This is a genomic window from Kribbella steppae, from assembly GCF_004342025.1.
In the GTDB taxonomy this organism is placed as follows: domain Bacteria; phylum Actinomycetota; class Actinomycetes; order Propionibacteriales; family Kribbellaceae; genus Kribbella; species Kribbella steppae.
Window position 1 is genome coordinate 197570 of record NZ_SLWN01000006.1, and the last position, 16355, is coordinate 213924.

The 16355-nt window shown below is 69.3% G+C and carries 16 protein-coding genes; 8 read left to right on the forward strand and 8 right to left on the reverse strand.

The window, feature by feature from the left end; all coding sequences use genetic code 11:
* Positions 1 to 124 precede the first annotated feature (124 nt).
* From gap to EV652_RS18610, 5 genes are all read left to right on the forward strand, one after another.
* Positions 125 to 1132 (forward strand): type I glyceraldehyde-3-phosphate dehydrogenase, encoded by a 1008-nt coding sequence (gene gap, locus EV652_RS18590; protein ID WP_132210416.1) that lies wholly within the window; start codon positions 125 to 127, stop codon positions 1130 to 1132.
* A gap of 93 nt (positions 1133 to 1225) precedes the next feature.
* Positions 1226 to 2428 (forward strand): phosphoglycerate kinase, encoded by a 1203-nt coding sequence (locus EV652_RS18595; protein ID WP_132210417.1) that lies wholly within the window; start codon positions 1226 to 1228, stop codon positions 2426 to 2428.
* Between the two features lie 5 nt (positions 2429 to 2433).
* A complete protein-coding gene (tpiA, locus tag EV652_RS18600) occupies positions 2434 to 3246 on the forward strand; it encodes a triose-phosphate isomerase (protein ID WP_132210418.1) in 813 nt (270 codons plus the stop codon).
* Positions 3243 to 3476 (forward strand): preprotein translocase subunit SecG, encoded by a 234-nt coding sequence (gene secG / locus EV652_RS18605; RefSeq protein ID WP_132145086.1) that lies wholly within the window; start codon positions 3243 to 3245, stop codon positions 3474 to 3476. The genes tpiA and secG overlap by 4 nt, the downstream gene beginning before the upstream one ends.
* A gap of 16 nt (positions 3477 to 3492) precedes the next feature.
* Positions 3493 to 3852 (forward strand): RNA polymerase-binding protein RbpA, encoded by a 360-nt coding sequence (locus tag EV652_RS18610; RefSeq protein ID WP_132210419.1) that lies wholly within the window; start codon positions 3493 to 3495, stop codon positions 3850 to 3852.
* A 51-nt stretch (positions 3853 to 3903) separates the two neighbouring features.
* On the opposite strand, the gene EV652_RS18615 is transcribed toward EV652_RS18610, so the two are convergent.
* Together EV652_RS18615 and EV652_RS18620 are read right to left on the reverse strand one after the other, a co-directional pair.
* Positions 3904 to 4593, reverse strand: coding sequence for a response regulator (locus EV652_RS18615; RefSeq protein ID WP_132210420.1), 690 nt, complete (start codon positions 4591 to 4593; stop codon positions 3904 to 3906).
* The gene (locus EV652_RS18620; RefSeq protein WP_199238261.1) at positions 4590 to 5771 is read right to left on the reverse strand and encodes a sensor histidine kinase; all 1182 of its coding nucleotides are present in this window, start codon (positions 5769 to 5771) and stop codon (positions 4590 to 4592) included. Before EV652_RS18620 ends, EV652_RS18615 begins: the two co-directional genes overlap by 4 nt.
* A 111-nt stretch (positions 5772 to 5882) precedes the next feature.
* On the opposite strand from EV652_RS18620, the gene EV652_RS18625 reads away from it, so the two are divergent.
* Genes EV652_RS18625 through EV652_RS18635 form a run of 3 tightly spaced genes read left to right on the forward strand, consistent with a single transcriptional unit; the run spans position 5883 to position 9028 of the window.
* Positions 5883 to 6815, forward strand: coding sequence for an ABC transporter ATP-binding protein (locus EV652_RS18625; protein WP_132210421.1), 933 nt, complete (start codon positions 5883 to 5885; stop codon positions 6813 to 6815).
* 3 nt (positions 6816 to 6818) lie between these two features.
* A complete protein-coding gene (locus EV652_RS18630; RefSeq protein WP_132210422.1) occupies positions 6819 to 8231 on the forward strand; it encodes a DUF1349 domain-containing protein in 1413 nt (470 codons plus the stop codon).
* The gene (locus tag EV652_RS18635) at positions 8231 to 9028 is read left to right on the forward strand and encodes an ABC transporter permease (RefSeq protein WP_132210423.1); all 798 of its coding nucleotides are present in this window, start codon (positions 8231 to 8233) and stop codon (positions 9026 to 9028) included. Before EV652_RS18630 ends, EV652_RS18635 begins: the two co-directional genes overlap by 1 nt.
* Here EV652_RS18635 and EV652_RS18640 read toward each other — a convergent pair.
* The 6 genes from EV652_RS18640 to tal form a co-directional block, all read right to left on the reverse strand.
* Entirely contained in the window at positions 9025 to 9828 is an 804-nt protein-coding gene (locus EV652_RS18640; RefSeq protein WP_132210424.1) for an isocitrate lyase/PEP mutase family protein, read from the reverse strand. The genes EV652_RS18635 and EV652_RS18640 overlap by 4 nt on opposite strands.
* Before the next feature lie 179 nt (positions 9829 to 10007).
* Positions 10008 to 10778, reverse strand: coding sequence for a 6-phosphogluconolactonase (pgl, locus tag EV652_RS18645; RefSeq protein ID WP_132210425.1), 771 nt, complete (start codon positions 10776 to 10778; stop codon positions 10008 to 10010).
* A complete protein-coding gene (locus EV652_RS18650) occupies positions 10775 to 11995 on the reverse strand; it encodes a glucose-6-phosphate dehydrogenase assembly protein OpcA (RefSeq protein WP_132210426.1) in 1221 nt (406 codons plus the stop codon). The genes pgl and EV652_RS18650 overlap by 4 nt, the downstream gene beginning before the upstream one ends.
* Positions 11996 to 12038: 43 nt before the next feature.
* A complete protein-coding gene (gene zwf / locus EV652_RS18655) occupies positions 12039 to 13589 on the reverse strand; it encodes a glucose-6-phosphate dehydrogenase (protein ID WP_132210427.1) in 1551 nt (516 codons plus the stop codon).
* Positions 13590 to 13629: 40 nt separating this feature from the next.
* On the reverse strand, positions 13630 to 15213 hold the full coding sequence (locus EV652_RS18660; protein WP_132210428.1) for a phosphoglucose isomerase-related protein: 1584 nt from the start codon (positions 15211 to 15213) through the stop codon (positions 13630 to 13632).
* Entirely contained in the window at positions 15210 to 16331 is a 1122-nt protein-coding gene (gene tal, locus EV652_RS18665; protein WP_132210429.1) for a transaldolase, read from the reverse strand. The genes EV652_RS18660 and tal overlap by 4 nt, the downstream gene beginning before the upstream one ends.
* Positions 16332 to 16355: the final 24 nt, after the last annotated feature.

Genomic DNA, 16355 nt, shown 5'->3' on the forward strand with positions numbered 1-16355 from the left:
GGAACACCCCGTGAGACACCGGTGGTCTGATGTGGACGGTACCAGTTGGTCGAGTGGGCTGTTGGGCTAGTCTTCGGGCTGTAGCGGCAGTGCTCGAAAGCTAGTTCTGAGGAGACGCAGTCCCGTGACCGTACGCGTAGGTATCAACGGCTTCGGCCGGATCGGCCGTAACTTCTTCCGCGCCGTGCAGGCGTCCGGTGCCGACATCGAGGTCGTCGCCGTCAACGACTTGACCGACAACCAGACCCTCGCTCACCTGCTGAAGTACGACTCGATCCTGGGCCGCTTCCCCGGTGAGGTCTCCGCGACCGACGACGACATCACCGTCGCCGGCCAGAGCATCAAGGCGTTCGCCGAGCGCGACCCGGCCAACCTGAAGTGGTCCGACGTCGGCGCCGACGTGGTGATCGAGTCGACCGGCTTCTTCACCGACGCCACCAAGGCCAAGACGCACGCCGACAACGGCGCCAAGAAGGTCATCATCTCCGCCCCGGCGAAGAACGAGGACCTGACCGTGGTGATGGGCGTGAACCACGAGCTGTACGACGCCGAGAAGCACACCGTGATCTCGAACGCGTCCTGCACCACGAACTGCATCGCCCCGCTGGCCAAGGTCCTGCACGACGCGTTCACGATCGAGCGGGGTCTGATGACCACGATCCACGCGTACACCCAGGACCAGAACCTGCAGGACGCCCCGCACAAGGACCTGCGCCGCGCCCGGGCCGCCGCGCTGAACATCGTGCCGACGTCGACCGGTGCCGCGAAGGCGATCGGCCTGGTGCTGCCGGAGCTGAAGGGCAAGCTGGACGGCTACGCGCTGCGGGTCCCGGTCCCGACCGGTTCGGCCACCGACCTGACCGTCACCGTCGGCCGCGAGGTCACCGTCGACGAGGTCAAGGACGCCTACAGGGCGGCCGCCGCCGAGGGCTCGCTGAAGGGCTACCTGACCTACACCGACGACGAGATCGTCTCCACCGACATCGTCACCGACCCGGCCTCCTGCATCTTCGACGCGGGCCTGACCAAGGTGATCGGCAACCAGGTCAAGGTCGTCGGCTGGTACGACAACGAGTGGGGCTACTCCAACCGCCTCGTCGACCTGGTCAACCACGTCGGCGCGTCCCTCTGACGTCTCCCGTTCACTAGTCGCGTCCGGAGAACTGTGGGCTGTCGCGCCCCCGGTTCTTCGGACGTTGGCGGTTCCACCGAAGGAAGTTGGACTGTGAAGACCATCGAAGACCTCGGAGACGTGGCCGGCCTGCGGGTGCTGGTGCGCTCCGACCTGAACGTGCCGATCAAGGACGCGACGATCGGCGACGACGGCCGTATCCGCGCCAGCCTGCCGACGTTGGTGAAGCTGGCCAAGGCCGGCGCGAAGGTGATCGTCATCGCACACCTCGGCCGCCCCAAGGGCACGCCGAATCCCGAGTTCACCCTGGCCCCGGTGGCCAAGCGGCTCGGCGAGCTGCTGCAGCCCGAGGGCATCAACGTGCATTTCGCCGCCGACGTCACCGGTGACAGCGCGCAGTCCGCCGTACAGGAGCTGGACGAGGGTGAGGTCCTGCTGCTCGAGAACGTGCGGTACGACCCGCGCGAGGAGAGCAAGGACGAGACCGAGCGGGGTGCGCTGGCCGAGGAGCTCGCCGCCCTGGCCGACGTGTTCGTCAGCGACGGCTTCGGCGTCGTGCACCGCAAGCAGGCCAGTGTGTACGACGTCGCGAAGAAGCTCCCGCATGCCGCGGGCGACCTCGTGCTCGCCGAGGTCGACGTCCTGAAAAAGCTGACCGAGAGCCCGGAGCGTCCGTACGTCGTCGTGCTCGGCGGCGCCAAGGTGTCGGACAAGCTGGCGGTGATCGACAACCTGCTGGCCAAGGCCGACAAGCTGCTGATCGGCGGCGGCATGGTCTTCACCTTCCTGAAGGCGCAGGGCCACGAGGTCGGCAAGAGCCTGCTCGAGGAAGACCAGCTGGACACGGTCAAGGGCTACCTGGAGACCGCGAAGTCCAAGGGTGTCGAGATCGTGCTGCCGACCGACATCGTGGTCGCGCCCGAGTTCAAGGCCGACGCACCGGCCACGGTCGTCGCCGCGGACGCGATCCCGGCCGACGAGCTCGGCCTGGACATCGGCCCGGACTCCGCCAAGGCGTTCGCCGCCGAGATCGCCGGCGCGAAGACGGTGTTCTGGAACGGTCCGATGGGTGTCTTCGAGATGGCGGCGTTCGCCGGCGGAACCAAGGCGGTCGCGCAGGCGTTGACGGAGGTTGACGGCCTCAGCGTGGTCGGTGGCGGTGACTCGGCCGCGGCGGTCCGCCAGCTAGGCTTCGCCGACGACCAGTTCGGGCACATCTCCACCGGTGGTGGGGCGTCGCTCGAATACCTGGAGGGCAAGGAGCTCCCGGGACTTGCCGTACTGGAAGAGGACTGACTCCGATGGCTGACACTGCAGCTGCCCGTACGCCGTTGATGGCGGGCAACTGGAAGATGAACATCAACCACGTCGAGGCTGTGCACCTGGTGCAGAAGCTGTCGTGGACGCTGCAGGACAAGAAACACGACTTCGAGCGGGTCGAGGTGGCGGTGCTGCCGCCGTTCACCGACATCCGCAGCGTGCAGACGCTGGTCGACGGCGACCGGATGAAGATCAAGTACGGCGCCCAGGACGTGTCGAAGCACGACGCGGGCGCGTACACCGGTGAGATCTCGGCGTCGATGCTGGCCAAGCTCGGCTGCACCTACGTGCTGGCCGGTCACTCCGAGCGCAGGCAGTACCACAACGAGAGCGACGCACTGGTCAACGCGAAGGCGACCAAGGCGCTGGAGAACGGACTCGTCCCGATCGTCTGCGTCGGCGAGGGGCTCGACATCCGCAAGGCCGGCGAACACGTGGAGTACACGCTGGCCCAGGTCGACGGCGCACTGGCCGGGCTGAAGCAGGACGACGTGCGCAAGATCGTCATCGCCTACGAGCCGGTCTGGGCGATCGGCACCGGCGAGGTGGCCACTCCGGAGGACGCACAGGAGGTCTGCGCCGCGATCCGGGGCCGGCTGGAGGAGACGATCTCACCGTCGGTGGCCGACTCGGTACGGATTCTTTACGGGGGGTCGGTGAAGATGAACAGCGCAAGTGGCATCATGGCCCAACCGGATGTCGACGGCTGCCTGGTCGGAGGTGCGAGCCTCCAGGTGGACGAGTTCGCCGGTATCTGCCGTTACCTGGACCTTCAGTTAGGCTACTCCTCGTGATTCTCGCTTTCTCGATCGTTGTGATCGTCTGCAGCCTCATCCTCACGCTGCTCGTGCTGCTGCACAAAGGCCGCGGTGGTGGTCTGTCGGACCTCTTCGGTGGCGGTGTGTCGTCCAGCCTGGGCGGCTCCTCGGTCGCCGAGCGGAACCTGGACCGGATCACGATCGGTGTCGGTCTGATCTGGTTCGCTGCCATCGTGGCGCTCGGCCTGCTCTACAAGCTCGGCTGAAGGGGAGTAGGTTCCCGTGGCTGGTGGTGGCAGTGCGATTCGTGGCAGCCGGGTCGGTGCAGGCCCGATGGGCGAGGCGGAGCGCGGCGACACCGCGCCCCGGCAGCGCATCGTGTTCTTCTGTGCGAACGGCCACGAGACCGCGACGGTGTTCGCGGTCGAGGCGTCCATCCCGGAGGCGTGGGACTGTCCGCGGTGCGGTCTGCCGACCAGCACCGATGTGAACAACCCGCCCCCGCCCCCGAAGATCGAGCCCTACAAGACCCACCTGGCCTACGTGAAGGAGCGGCGCAGCGAGCAGGAGGCGGCCGAGATCCTCGAGGAGGCCTTGGAGAAGCTCCGCGCCCGGCGCGCCCGCGGCGAGGTCATCTTCTAGGTACGTCGCAACAGCCCGGACCGATCGTGATCGGTCCGGGCTGTTGGTGTCTCAGGGCCTGTGGGTGCTGCCGGGGACGACCAGCCCGGACTCGTAGGCCGCGATCACGGCCTGCGTGCGGTCACGCAGGGCAAGCTTGCCGAGCAGGCGGCTGACGTGCGTCTTGACGGTCTCCTCGCCGACCACCAGCCGGGTCGCGATCTCAGGGTTGGACAGCCCCTCGGCGATCAGGCCGAGCACCTCGATCTCGCGCGGGGTCAGGTTGTCGAGGACCACGGTCCTGGCGGGATCACGCGCGGGCCGGAGTCGTGCGAACTCCGCGATCAGCCGGCGGGTCACCGACGGCGCGAGCAGACCGCCGCCGGACGCGATCACCCGGACCGCGTCGAAGAGGTGCTCGGCGGTCACGTCCTTCAGCAGGAAGCCGCTGGCTCCGGCCGCCAGTGCGTCGTACACGTACTCGTCCAGGTCGAACGTGGTCAGCATCAGAATCCGTGGGCCTGGTGCGCGGCCCGCGTCGGCGACGATCAGCCGGGTCGCCTCGATGCCGTCCAGGACCGGCATCCGCACATCCATCAGGACAAGGTCCAGGGGCTGCTCGCGGCACAGCCGGACCGCCTCGGAACCGTTGGCCGCCGTACCGGCGACGACGAAGTCCGGCTGGGTGCCGAGGAGGGCGCCGAACCCCGCCCGGACAACCTCTTGATCGTCGACGACGGCGATCCGGATCGGGGCGGTCATGGCACGTCCGGCGGGATCGGCACGACAGCCTCGACCACCAGACCGCCGCTCGCCGACCGGCCGACGGTCAGTGTCCCGCTCACCATCGCGGCGCGCTCGCGCATGCCGACCAGCCCGTGCCCACCGGCGCCGTCCAGATCGAAGTCATGGTCGAAGTCATGGCCCGGGCCGTTGTCGCGGATCCGCACGCGTAGGGCCTCGGCGGTGAAGTCCAGCTCGACGTCCGCGGCCGCACCGGGTGCGTGCCGGCGCACGTTGGTCAGTGCCTCCTGGACAATCCGGTACGCCGTCAGCTGGACCCCCGGGTCCAGCGGTACGACGCAGCCGCGCACGATCAGCCGAGTGCTGGCGCCCGAGGACGCCCGGGCTTCGTCGACGAGGGCGTTGAGCTGTTCCAGACCGGGTTGCGGTGCCCGAACAGGGCGAGTGTCGGTGTCGACGTCCTCGCGCAGTACGCCGAGCAGGCGACGCATCTCGGTGAGGGCGGAGCGCGCGGTGTCACCGATATCGAGCAGCCGTTGCGTTCCCTCGGCCGGCAGGCCCGGCGTTGTCAGCCGCGCGGTCTCTGCCTGTACGGCGATGAGCGAGATGTGATGCGCGACCACGTCGTGCAGCTCCCGTGCGATCCGGGCCCGCTCGCCGCGAGCGGCGTACTCGAGCAGGGTGTCGGCGGTCGCCTGGCCGGCTGCGGCCGACGCGGCCTCGGCGCCGCGTTCGCGGACGGCGGTGCCGAGCAGGACCGCAGCGGTCATCAGCACCAGCGCCACGCTCGACTCCGGTCGCGGCGCCCCGAGTGCGAACAGCACGAACGGCAGCAGGAAGGGGAACACGACCCGGCGGGATCGGCGCCGCGCCAGCCAGTACAGAGCGATGGATCCGGCCAGCAACCCTGCGGCGTACGGCGGGTCGGGACTGGCGAGCAGCACGGAGTTCGCGAGCGTGACGGCCAGTGTCGCCGGCACCGGATGGGTCGGCAGGAACACCAGCGGCACCGTCGACAACAGTCCGAGCAGGAACGCCGTACCCAGATCCATACTTGTCCCGTCACCGCGACCACCGGCCTCCACGACGGCGAGCAGACCGAGGACGGCCGCCACGACGACGAACGCATCGCGGGTGCCGGCGATGCTGCGGACGGCAGCAAGCGCCCGGTCGCCCAGCTCACGGACCTGGCTCACGTCGTCATTGTCCGCCCGCCACGCCACCGCGGCGTCCCCCACGCGAGGGACGGCAGATCCGCTCGGCGGCGTGACGACAGCCTGCCGGACCGGACCGTAGCGTCAGCTGGTATGGAGGCCAACACCGTCGAGGTCCGCGAACTGCACAAGACGTACGGCGCCACCGTCGCGGTGGACGACCTGTCCTTCACCGTCGGGCCGGGTCAGGTAACCGGCTTCGTCGGTCCGAACGGGGCCGGCAAGTCGACGACGATGCGGGTGATCCTCGGGCTGGACGCGCCGGACGGCGGCAGCGCGCTGGTCGGCGGCCGCCGCTACCGGGATCTCGGTACGCCGCTGCGCGAGGTCGGTGCACTGCTCGACGCGGGGGCGATCCATCCTGGCCGGAGGGCACGTGACCACCTGTTGTGGATGGCGCAGTACAACGGATTGCCGGCCCGGCGGGTGGACGAGGTGCTCGAGCAGGTCGGCCTGACCCAGGTGGCGCGGCGCCGGGCCGGTGGGTTCTCGCTGGGTATGCGGCAGCGGCTCGGCATCGCCGGTGCATTGCTCGGGGATCCGCCGGTGCTGCTGTTCGACGAGCCGGTGAACGGGCTGGACCCCGAAGGCATCGTCTGGATCCGCGGCCTGCTGCGGTCGCTGGCCGCCGAGGGCCGGGCGGTGCTGGTGTCCAGCCACCTGATGGGTGAGCTCGAAGACACCGCGGACCATCTGATCGTGATCGGCCGCGGCCGGCTGGTCGCCGATACCACGGTGCGTGAGCTGGTCGCTGCCGCTTCGGCCGATCGGGTCGTCGTGCGCACCGCGCACCGGACCCAGGCGATGACGGCGCTGGCGAATGCCGGCGCCACGGTCGCCGCCACCGACCACGATCGGCTGACCGTGACCGGGCTGACGTCGGAGTACGTCATCAAGGTGCTGAACCAGCACGCTCTCCCGTTCACGGAGGTCGCCGCGCACCGGGCGTCGCTGGAGGAGGCCTACATGGAGCTGACCCGGGACGCGGTCGAGTTCGCCACTTACACGCGACCACTGGAGGCGTGAGCGATGAAGGGCTTCCTCCACGTGCTGCAGGGGGAGTGGACGAAGTTCCGCTCCGTACGGAGCACCACGTTGTGCCTGCTGGCCGCGGTTGGTGTCAGCGTCCTGCTGGAACTACTGGGCTCACAGGCCGGCTCGACAGATGCCAACGAGCAGCCGCGGTACTCCGACCAGGCCTACTTCGTGCATACGCCGCTGGCCGGTGACGGGTCGGTGGTTGCCCAGGTCGTGAGCCAGCAGAGCAGCCACGAGTGGGCGAAGGCGGGCCTGCTGGTCAAGGCCGGGGTCGCGCCGGGAACGCCGTACGCCGCAGTGATGGTCACGCCTGAGCACGGCGTGCGGATGGAGGCGATGTTCGACACCGAACTGTCCGGACCGGCGGACGGCGCGCCGCGCTGGCTGAAGCTGACCCGGACCGGCAGTTCGATCACCGGGTACGAGTCCGCCGACGGTGCCGACTGGCGCGAGGTCGGCACGGTGACCGTGGCGTTGCCGCAGAGCGTCGAGGTCGGCCTGTTCGTCGCGTCGCCGCCGTTGTACGTGTCGACCCGGACGGGCAGCGGTACGTCGGTCGGCATCAGGAACACCGTCGGGGCGGCGATCTTCGACAACGTCGGGGTGACCGGGGCACAGCCGGCGCGGGACTGGATCGGTGAGAACATCTCGGCGCTGCCGTCGAAGCAGACCGGGGGGATTCCGACCGGCGACCTCAAGCGGACTGATGACACCTTCACGGTGACCGGATCGGGTGACATCTCCGGGTACGGCATCGCGAGTTGGCACTCGCCCGGCGATGACGACGTGGTGCTGCTCAGCCTGTTCGGCGTACGGGTCGGGATGATCGCGGTGATTGCGCTCGGCGTGCTGTCGATGACCGCCGAGTACCGGACCGGGCTGATCCGGACCACGTTCGCTACCGGGCCGCGGCGCGGCCAGGTGCTCGCGGCGAAGGCGGTGGTGCTCGGCGGCGCGGTGTTCGTGACCGGGCTGGTCGCCTGCGTCGCCTCGTTCCTGCTCGCCCAACCGGGGCTGCACTCGGGCGGATACAACCCACCGGCGTACCCGCACGTGTCGTTGCTGGACAGCGAGAGCCTGCGCGCGGTCGTCGGCACCGCTGCGTTCCTCGCCCTGGTCGCGCTGTTCAGTCTCGGCGTCGCGGTGCTCCGCCGTCGTACGGTCGGAGCGATCGTGTTCGTGATCGCGCTCATCGTGGTGCCGCAGATCGTCGCGCCGGTGATCTCACCCGAGGCCGACGTCTGGATGAGCCGGCTGACGCCGATCGCCGGGCTGGCCATCCAGCAGACCGTCGATCGCGCCGGCCAGGTGATCGGTCCGTGGGCAGGGCTCGGTGTGCTCTGCGGGTACGCCGTCGTCGCACTCGGCCTGGCTCGCTGGCAGCTCGGCCGCCGGGACGCCTGATGCCGGCCGGGCGGGCGCTGCGGGCCGAGTGGACGAAGCTGCGCACGGTGCCGAGCACCGGTTGGACGCTGATGGCGGTTGTCCTGTCGACGACGGCCACCGGCGCCCTGGTGACGTGGGATCTCATGCCGCCGCACTGCGAGCGTTCGGACCCGGCCTGCGACTTCGACCTGACCGAGCTCAGCTTGTCCGGGGTCTATCTCGGACAGGCGGCGGTCATCGTCGTGGCTACGCTCGCCGTCACCGCCGAGTACGAGACCGCGATGATCCGGACCACGTTGGCGGCCTGCCCGCGCCGGCTCGTCGTACTGGCCGCGAAGGCGGTCGTGGTCACCACGGCGGTCATCGGGGCCGCCACCATCAGCATGCTCGCTTCGCTGCTGGCCGGCCGGGAACTCCTGGCGGGCAACGGATTCAGCACGGTCGCGGGCTACCGGCCGCTCTCGCTCGGAGACGGGCCGACCTTGCGCGCGTACGGCGGAACCGTGCTGTATTTCGGCCTGGTCGCGTTGCTCAGCCTCGGCATCGCCTTCGTGGTCCGTCACACCGGCGGCACGGTGACGATCCTGCTCGTCCTGCTGTACGTGTCGCCGATCGTGTCGCTCGCCGTCACCGATCCGCGCTGGAAGGAGTGGATCGAGAAGGTGTCGCCGATGACTGCCGGCCTCTCGATCCAGTCCACCCTGCGCCTCGACGCGCTGCCCATCTCACCATGGTCGGGCCTCGGTGTCCTTGCCCTGTACGCCGTTGGTGCGGTCGTCGCAGGTTTGGTGTTGTTTCGGCTGCGCGACGCCTAGGGCTTACGGGCGAAGAGTTCGTTGAGTTCGGCCTGGGGGATCTGGCCGGCGGCGAAGTCGATCGTGCCGGTGGTGAGGAGCTCCTGCGCGGCACGTCGTACCAGGCCGAGCGCGGCCCGGGCGATGCTGCCGCCGAGGCTGATCCGGGTGACGCCGACGGACTGCAGGTCGCTGACGGTGAGGGTCGACGTGCCCAGTCCGAGTACGACGTTGAGTGGGCCGGCGAGCTCGCGGACGAGCGTGCCGATCGCGTCGAGGTCGTTCACGCCGGGGACGTAGAGGCAGTCGGCGCCGGCTTCGCGGAAGCGGTTCGCACGGTCGATGGAGTCCGCGAGGGATGTCGGCGTACGCAGGAGTTGGCCGTCGGTGCGGGCGGTGAGGACGAAGTCAGGACCGGCAGCCTCCCGGGCTGCGACGATCCGCTCGACCGACAGTTCGACGTCGTACAACTCCCGCCCGTCGTAGTCCTCGATGTTCCCGCCGGCCAGGCCCGCTTCACGCGCCAGCGCGATCGTCTCCGCGACCTGCTCGGGCGCCGACCCGTAGCCGTCCTCGAGATCGCCGTTCACCGGTACGGCACTCGCCGCGGTGATCTCCTGGACCCGCGCGAACATGTCCTCCCGCGACACCGCCGGAGCACCGTCCGGCAGTGTGTGGTCGCCCTTGCCGAGTGAGAACGCGATCCCGGCGCTGGTGGTCGCGATCGCCGGGAACCCGGCATCGGCGAGTACTACCGCGCTCCCGGCGTCCCAGGCGTTCGGCATGACGAAGAATCCGTTGTGCAACTCGCGAAACGTCATACCGCTCATCCTCGCAGCCGGACCGTTCGGCGCCGGCCGAAGGATCAGCCGCCGGAGGGGGTCGTGGATCGGGGGTGAAGACACCTTCTGGTGGGCCTGAACAGGAAATAACGGCTCCCAACCCACCAGTTGCTGTCCAAGCCCCCGCGACGTACGCGGATCAGAACCGGGCCTCGAGATCAGGTGCGTGGTGCCCGAATGCTGCTGGGGATTTCCCTTGCCGACGCCTCGTCGAGCAACCACAGCGTGCGGTTGAGGCCCTGCACGCCGGCCGCCGGGATCTGCAGCCGGCCGGTCCCGGACAGCGCCAGCCGGACCGCCTTCGCCTTGTCCTCGCCGGAGACGACGAACCAGACTTCGTGCGACCGGTTCAGCGCTGGGAAGGTCAGCGAGATCCGGGTCGGCGGCGGCTTGGGGGCGCCGTGCACGGCGATGGACGAGACGTCCTCGGAGTGCAGCCCCGGGTGCTCCGGGAAGAGCGATGCGACGTGCCCGTCGGGACCAACGCCGAGCAGCAGTACGTCGAACGTCGGTACGCCGTCCCGATCGCCGGCACTCACCGCCTTGGCCAACTCGGATGCGTACGCAGCCGCAGCGGCCTCGGCACCTTGGCCGGTGTCAGCCGCCATCGGGTGGACCCGGCCCGGGTCCACATCCACGTGGTCGAGCAAGGCTTCGCGGGCCTGCGTCTCGTTCCGTTCGGGGTCGCCGTCCGGCAGGAACCGCTCGTCACCCCACCAGAACTCGACCCGCCGCCAGTCGATCGCGCTCCTGGCCGGCGACTCGGCGACAGCCCGGTAGACGGCCGAGGCGACCCGGCCGCCGGTCAGGACGACCTGAGCCACCTTGCCGCTGCTCTGTACGTCGACCAGCCGGGTGATGAGCCGGGCCGCGACGGCGTGGGCCAGGCCCTCGGCGTCGCGGTTGACCAGGATCGACGGGGAGCTCATGACCGCCCCGCCACCCTCTTGCCCGTGCTCTTCTTCGCCGCCGTCTTCTTACTCGCGGTCTTCGTGGCCGCGGTCTTCGCCGCAACCGCCTTCTTCGCAACGGACTTCCGGGCAGCGGACGTCCGGGCAGAAGACTTCGCAGCAGACTTGGTGGCGGACTTCTTGGCCCCGGTCTTCTTGGCCGCGGTCTTCTTGGCCGCGGTCTCCTTCGGCGCCGGCACGTCCGGGGCCGCCGTTCGCGAGGCTGCCTTCGACGCCGCCGACTGCGCCGACCGGCGGTCGACCGCGCTCACCTTCTTCGCATCGGCAGGCATCGCCTCCCGCTCGACCATGCACGCCAGCGTCCGCGCGTACACCTCGTCCGGGTCGAGCCGCCGCAGCTCCTCGCTCAGCAGCTCGGACGTCGTACGGCGCTTCAAGGCCACCGGCCGGTCCGGCTGGCCCGGAATGCTGAACGTTGCCACCGCGCCGTCCGGTCGCGTCAGCGAGATCGGCCCGGTCGGCGTGAACATCCGGACGGCGGTGACGCCTGGGCCACGCGAAGTCTTCTGCTCGACCGCGACACCGAGCCGCTCCTGCAACCAGGCCGCCATCAGGTCGGCGCTCGGGTTGCCCTTGGCCGACACCACCTCGGCGCCGGTCACCTTGGTCGGGTACTGGTCGAGGGCCGCGGCCATCAGCGCCCGCCACGGCGTCAGCCTGGTCCAGGCGAAGTCCGTGTCGCCGGGCTGGTAGCCCTCGGCCCGCGCCGAGAAGTCGACCGATGCGCGCCGGGTCGCGGCCGCGTCGGTGACCTTGCGACGACCCAGGCGGCCCAGCGGGTCATCCGCCGGGACCTTCGGCCCGCCACCCGGCCACCACACGATGACGGGAGAGTCCGGCAACAGCAGCGGTGTGACCACGGATTCCGGCACCTTGGCCAGCTCGCCGTGCAGCCGCAGTAGCACCGCCTCACCCGGAATGCCTTCGCCTACACGCACTTCGGCGTCCAGGCTCGGCGCACCCCGGCCCGGTCGCAGGATCGCGACCAGGACCCGGGACGGGTGTTCGCGGCCGGCCTCGTTCGCGGCCTTCATCGCGTCGTGGTGGGACGCCTCGTCGACGACCACCACGATGGTGCCGACCATGCCCATGGCCGGTGAGCCCGCGTTCCGGCGGGCCCGGAGCAGCGCCGACGCGATCTCGCTCGACGTCGTGTCGGTGAGGTCGATGATCACTGGAGTCCTTTCGGGGGTCTGGGGGTCGTCCCCCAGATCAATGTCACGGCCGTCTCCAGGCGCGTCCGTCGCGGGCGAGCATCTCGTGGGCGGAGTCCGGGCCCCAGCCGCCGGACGCGTACTGCTCCGGCCTGCCGTGCTTGGCCCAGTAGTTGATCACCGGATCGAGGATCTTCCAGCTCAGTTCGACCTCGGTGTGCTGCGGGAACAGCGGCGGGTCGCCCAGCAGTACGTCGAGGATCAGCCGCTCGTACGCCTCGGGGGAGGACTCGGTGAAGGAACCGCCGTACGCGAAGTCCATGTTCACGTCGCGGATCTCCATCGCCGTGCCCGGCACCTTGGCGCCGAAGCGCATGGTGATGCCCTCGTCCGGCTGGATCCGCAGCACCAGTGCGTTCTGGCCGAGCTCCTCGGTCTCCGTCTTGCTGAACGGCAGGTGCGGTGCCCGCTTGAACATCACCGCGACCTCGGTGACCCGACGGCCGAGGCGCTTGCCGGTGCGCAGGTAGAACGGGACGCCCGCCCAGCGGCGCGTGTCCACATCCAGCCGCAGTGCGGCGAAGGTCTCCGTCGCGGAGTCCGGCGGGATGGCGTCCTCCTGCAGGTAGCCCTTCACCTTCACGCCGCCGGCCCAGCCCGGGGCGTACTGACCGCGTGCGGTGTGCAGGTCGAGGCGGTCCGGCAGCTTCACGGCAGCCAGCACCTTCTTTTTCTCCTGCCGCAGCGACCAGGCGTCGAAGCTGACCGGCTCCTCCATCGCGACCAGCGCGAGCAGTTGGAGCAGGTGGTTCTGGATCACGTCCCGGGCCGCGCCGATGCCGTCGTAGTACCCGGCCCGGCCGCCGATGCCGATGTCCTCGGCCATGGTGATCTGGACGTGGTCGACGTAGTGGCTGTTCCAGACCGGCTCGAACATCGCGTTCGCGAACCGCAGCGCCAGCATGTTCTGCACGGTCTCTTTGCCGAGGTAGTGGTCGATCCGGAACACCGCCTCCGGCGGGAACACCGACTCGACCACCTGGTTCAGCTCACGGGCGCTCTTCAGGTCGTGGCCGAACGGCTTCTCGATCACCACCCGCCGCCACGAGCCGGGGACCTCGTCGGTCAGACCGTGCTCGGACAGCTGCTGCACGACCTGCGGGAACAGGCCGGGCGGGATGGACAGGTAGAACGCGTGGTTGCCACCGGTCCCGCGGGTGATGTCCAGCTCGTCCACGGTCTCCCGCAGCCGCTTGAACGCCTCGTCGTCGGTCAGATCGCCCGGCACGAACCGGAAGCCCTCGGCCAGCTGCTGCCACACCTCCTCGCGGAAGGGGGTCCGGGCGTGCTCCTTGACGGAGTCGTGCACGACCTGCGCGAAGTCCTGGTTCGTGTAGTCGCGCCGGGCGAACCCGACCAGGGCGAAACCGGGTGGCAGCAGCCCCCGGTTCGCGAGGTCGTAGACCGCCGGCATCAGCTTCTTGCGGGCCAGGTCACCGGTGACACCGAAGATCACCAGGCTGGAAGGCCCGGCGATCCGCGGCAGCCGCCGGTCCTGCGGATCCCGCAGCGGGTTGACCGGGCCGGTCAGCTCTTCGTCGAGCTCAGCGGTCATCAGCCGCTTCCCTCCGAGGTTGTCTAGTTGCCGAACAGGACTAGTGGGCAAAGAGGGCGCTGAGTTGCTGTACGCCGCTCGCCGGGTCGGTCAGGTGGAGTCGCAGTACCGGACGGCCGCGTTCGGCCAGGACGTTCGCGTCACCGGCCGCCTGGGCCGAGATCAGTGTGCCGAAGGTGAACGGGCGATCGGGGATCTCCACGTCCGTCGGGTGTGCCGCGGTGATCTGCAGGAACACGCCCTGCGGGTGGCCACCCTTGTGGTACTGGCCGGTGGAGTGCAGGAATCGCGGACCCCAGCCGAAGGTCACCGGCCGGCCCGTCCGGGTCGCCAGCGCCGGACGAACCCCTGCCAGAGCAGCGTCCCGCTCGGAGTCCAGGTAAGCCATGACCGCCAGGTAGCCATCGGAGTCGAGCTTGCCGAGCAGTACGTCGACAGCGCCCTTCAGCGAGTCCACACCGTCCAGCAGCCCTTCCGAGCCACGAACCTCGACCACACCGTCGGTGAACGCCGCCGCCTCCGGCTCGGGCTGCGCGTCGAGCAGACCGCGAGCGGCCTTCTTCGCACTCTCGACGTCCGGCTGGTTGAACGGGTCGATCCCCAGCAGGTATCCCGCGACCGCAGTCGCGACCTCCCAGAGCAGGAACTGACCACCGAGCGAGCCAGAGGTCAGAGCAGTCGGTACGCCGCTCGTCGCCTTCTCGGCCAGCAGAGCGTTGGTGAGATCGGAGGCCTCGCTCCGCAGCTCCGGTGCATTGGGCTCGACCGCGACCGGCAGCACACCGGTCCCGTTCTTGCCTGTGCTCTCCGCGATCAACTGCTCGGCCCAGTCGGGGAAGCCAACGATGTCCGAGCCGTCCGCCGCGACGATCGCCTTGTCCCGCCCGGCACTGGCAGCCAGTACGGCGCCCAGCCACAACGCAGGGTTGTCGGTGGAGTCGGCCTGCAGCGCCGGAGCGGCCTCAGCCGCCTGGTCCAGCAGCTCGGCGATGTCAGCACCGGCCAGGGCCGACGGAACCAATCCGAAGGCAGTCAGCGCGCTGTAGCGGCCGCCGACATTGGGGTCGGCCAGGAACGTCTTGCGGTAGCCCTCGTCGGCCGAGAGCTTCTCGAACGGCGAACCTGGGTCGGTCACCACGATCACCCGCGACGCGGCGTCGATCCCGGCGTCCGTGAACGCCTTGACGAACACCCGCCGGTGGCTGTCGGTCTCGACCGTGCCGCCCGACTTGCTGGACACCACGATGACCGTCTTCTGCAGGTCGCCGCCCAGTGCCCGCGCGACCACGCTCGGGTCGGTCGAGTCCAGTACGACGAGCTCGACGCCGGCCGTCCGGGTGATCACCTCGGGAGCCAGTGAGGAGCCGCCCATCCCGGACAGGACGATCCGGTCGAGACCCTCCGACCGGAGATCGGCCTGCAGTGCCTCGATCTCGGCCAGCAACGGCCGCGAGGTGTCGTGCAGGTCGACCCAGCCGAGCCGGATCGACGCCTCGGGCTCGGCCTCCGGACCCCAGATGGTGGCGTCCTTGGCTGCGATCCGGGAGGCGATCTTCTCGGCGACCAACTTGTCGACGACCTCGGCCCAGTCGCCGTTCTGCGTGCTGACGGTGGGAATCGTCACTTGGCCGCCCCCTGTTGTGCTCCCTTGAGGGCTGCCGTGACGGTGTCCTGCAACTCCGACCAGGATGCCTCGAACTTGGCCACGCCCTCGTCCTCGAGCACCTGCACGACCTCGTCGTACGAGATGCCCAGCTTCTCCAGGTCGTCGATCACCTTACGGTCGGCGGCGTAGTGGCCGCGGACCGTGTCACCGGTGAACTCGCTGTGCTCCGCGGCCGCCTTGATGGTTGCCTCGGGCATCGTGTTGACCACGCCGCGGGTGACCAGGTTGTCGACGTACAGGGTCGGCGAGTACGACGGGTCCTTCACGCCGGTGGAGGCCCACAGCGGCCGCTGCGGCTTGGCGCCGGCGGTCTCGATCTCGCGCCAGCGGTCGGAGGAGAAGATCTCCTCGTACGCCTCGAACGCGAGCCGCGCGTTGGCGATCGCCGCCTTGCCCTTCAGAGCCTTCGCCTCATCCGTGCCGATGGCATCGAGTCGCTTGTCGACCTCGGTGTCCACCCGGCTGACGAAGAAGGACGCGACGCTGGCCAGCTTGGTCACGTCGTGGCCGTTCTCGATCGCCTTCTCCAGACCGGTCAGGAACGCGTCCGCGACGGCCTTGTAACGGTCCAGGGAGAAGATCAGCGTCACGTTCACGCTGATGCCCGCGGCCAGCGTCTCGGTGATCGCCGGCAGCCCCTCCTTGGTGGCCGGGATCTTCACGAACACGTTGTCCCGGCCGACGGTCTCCCACAGCTCCTTGGCCTGGGCGATCGTCTTCTCGGTCTCCCGGGCCAGGCCGGGCTCGACCTCGATCGAGACCCGGCCGTCGACGGTCTCGGTGTCGTCGTACACCGGCTTGAACAGATCCGCGGCGTCCCGGACGTCATCGGTGGTGATGACCCGGATGGCCTCGTCGGTGGAGACCCCCTCGGCGGCCAGCCGGGACACCTGCTCGGCGTACGCGTCGGCGTCGGAGATCGCCTTGGCGAAGATCGTCGGGTTGGTGGTCACCCCGCTGATGTAGGAGTCGTGGATCAGCGTCTCCAGGCCGCCGCTGGTCAGCCGCTGCCGGGAGAGGTCGTCGAGCCAGATGGAGACACCCGCGTCGACGAGTGCTTTCAAGCGATCGTTCATGTCCGAAGCCTTCCGATGTTCTGT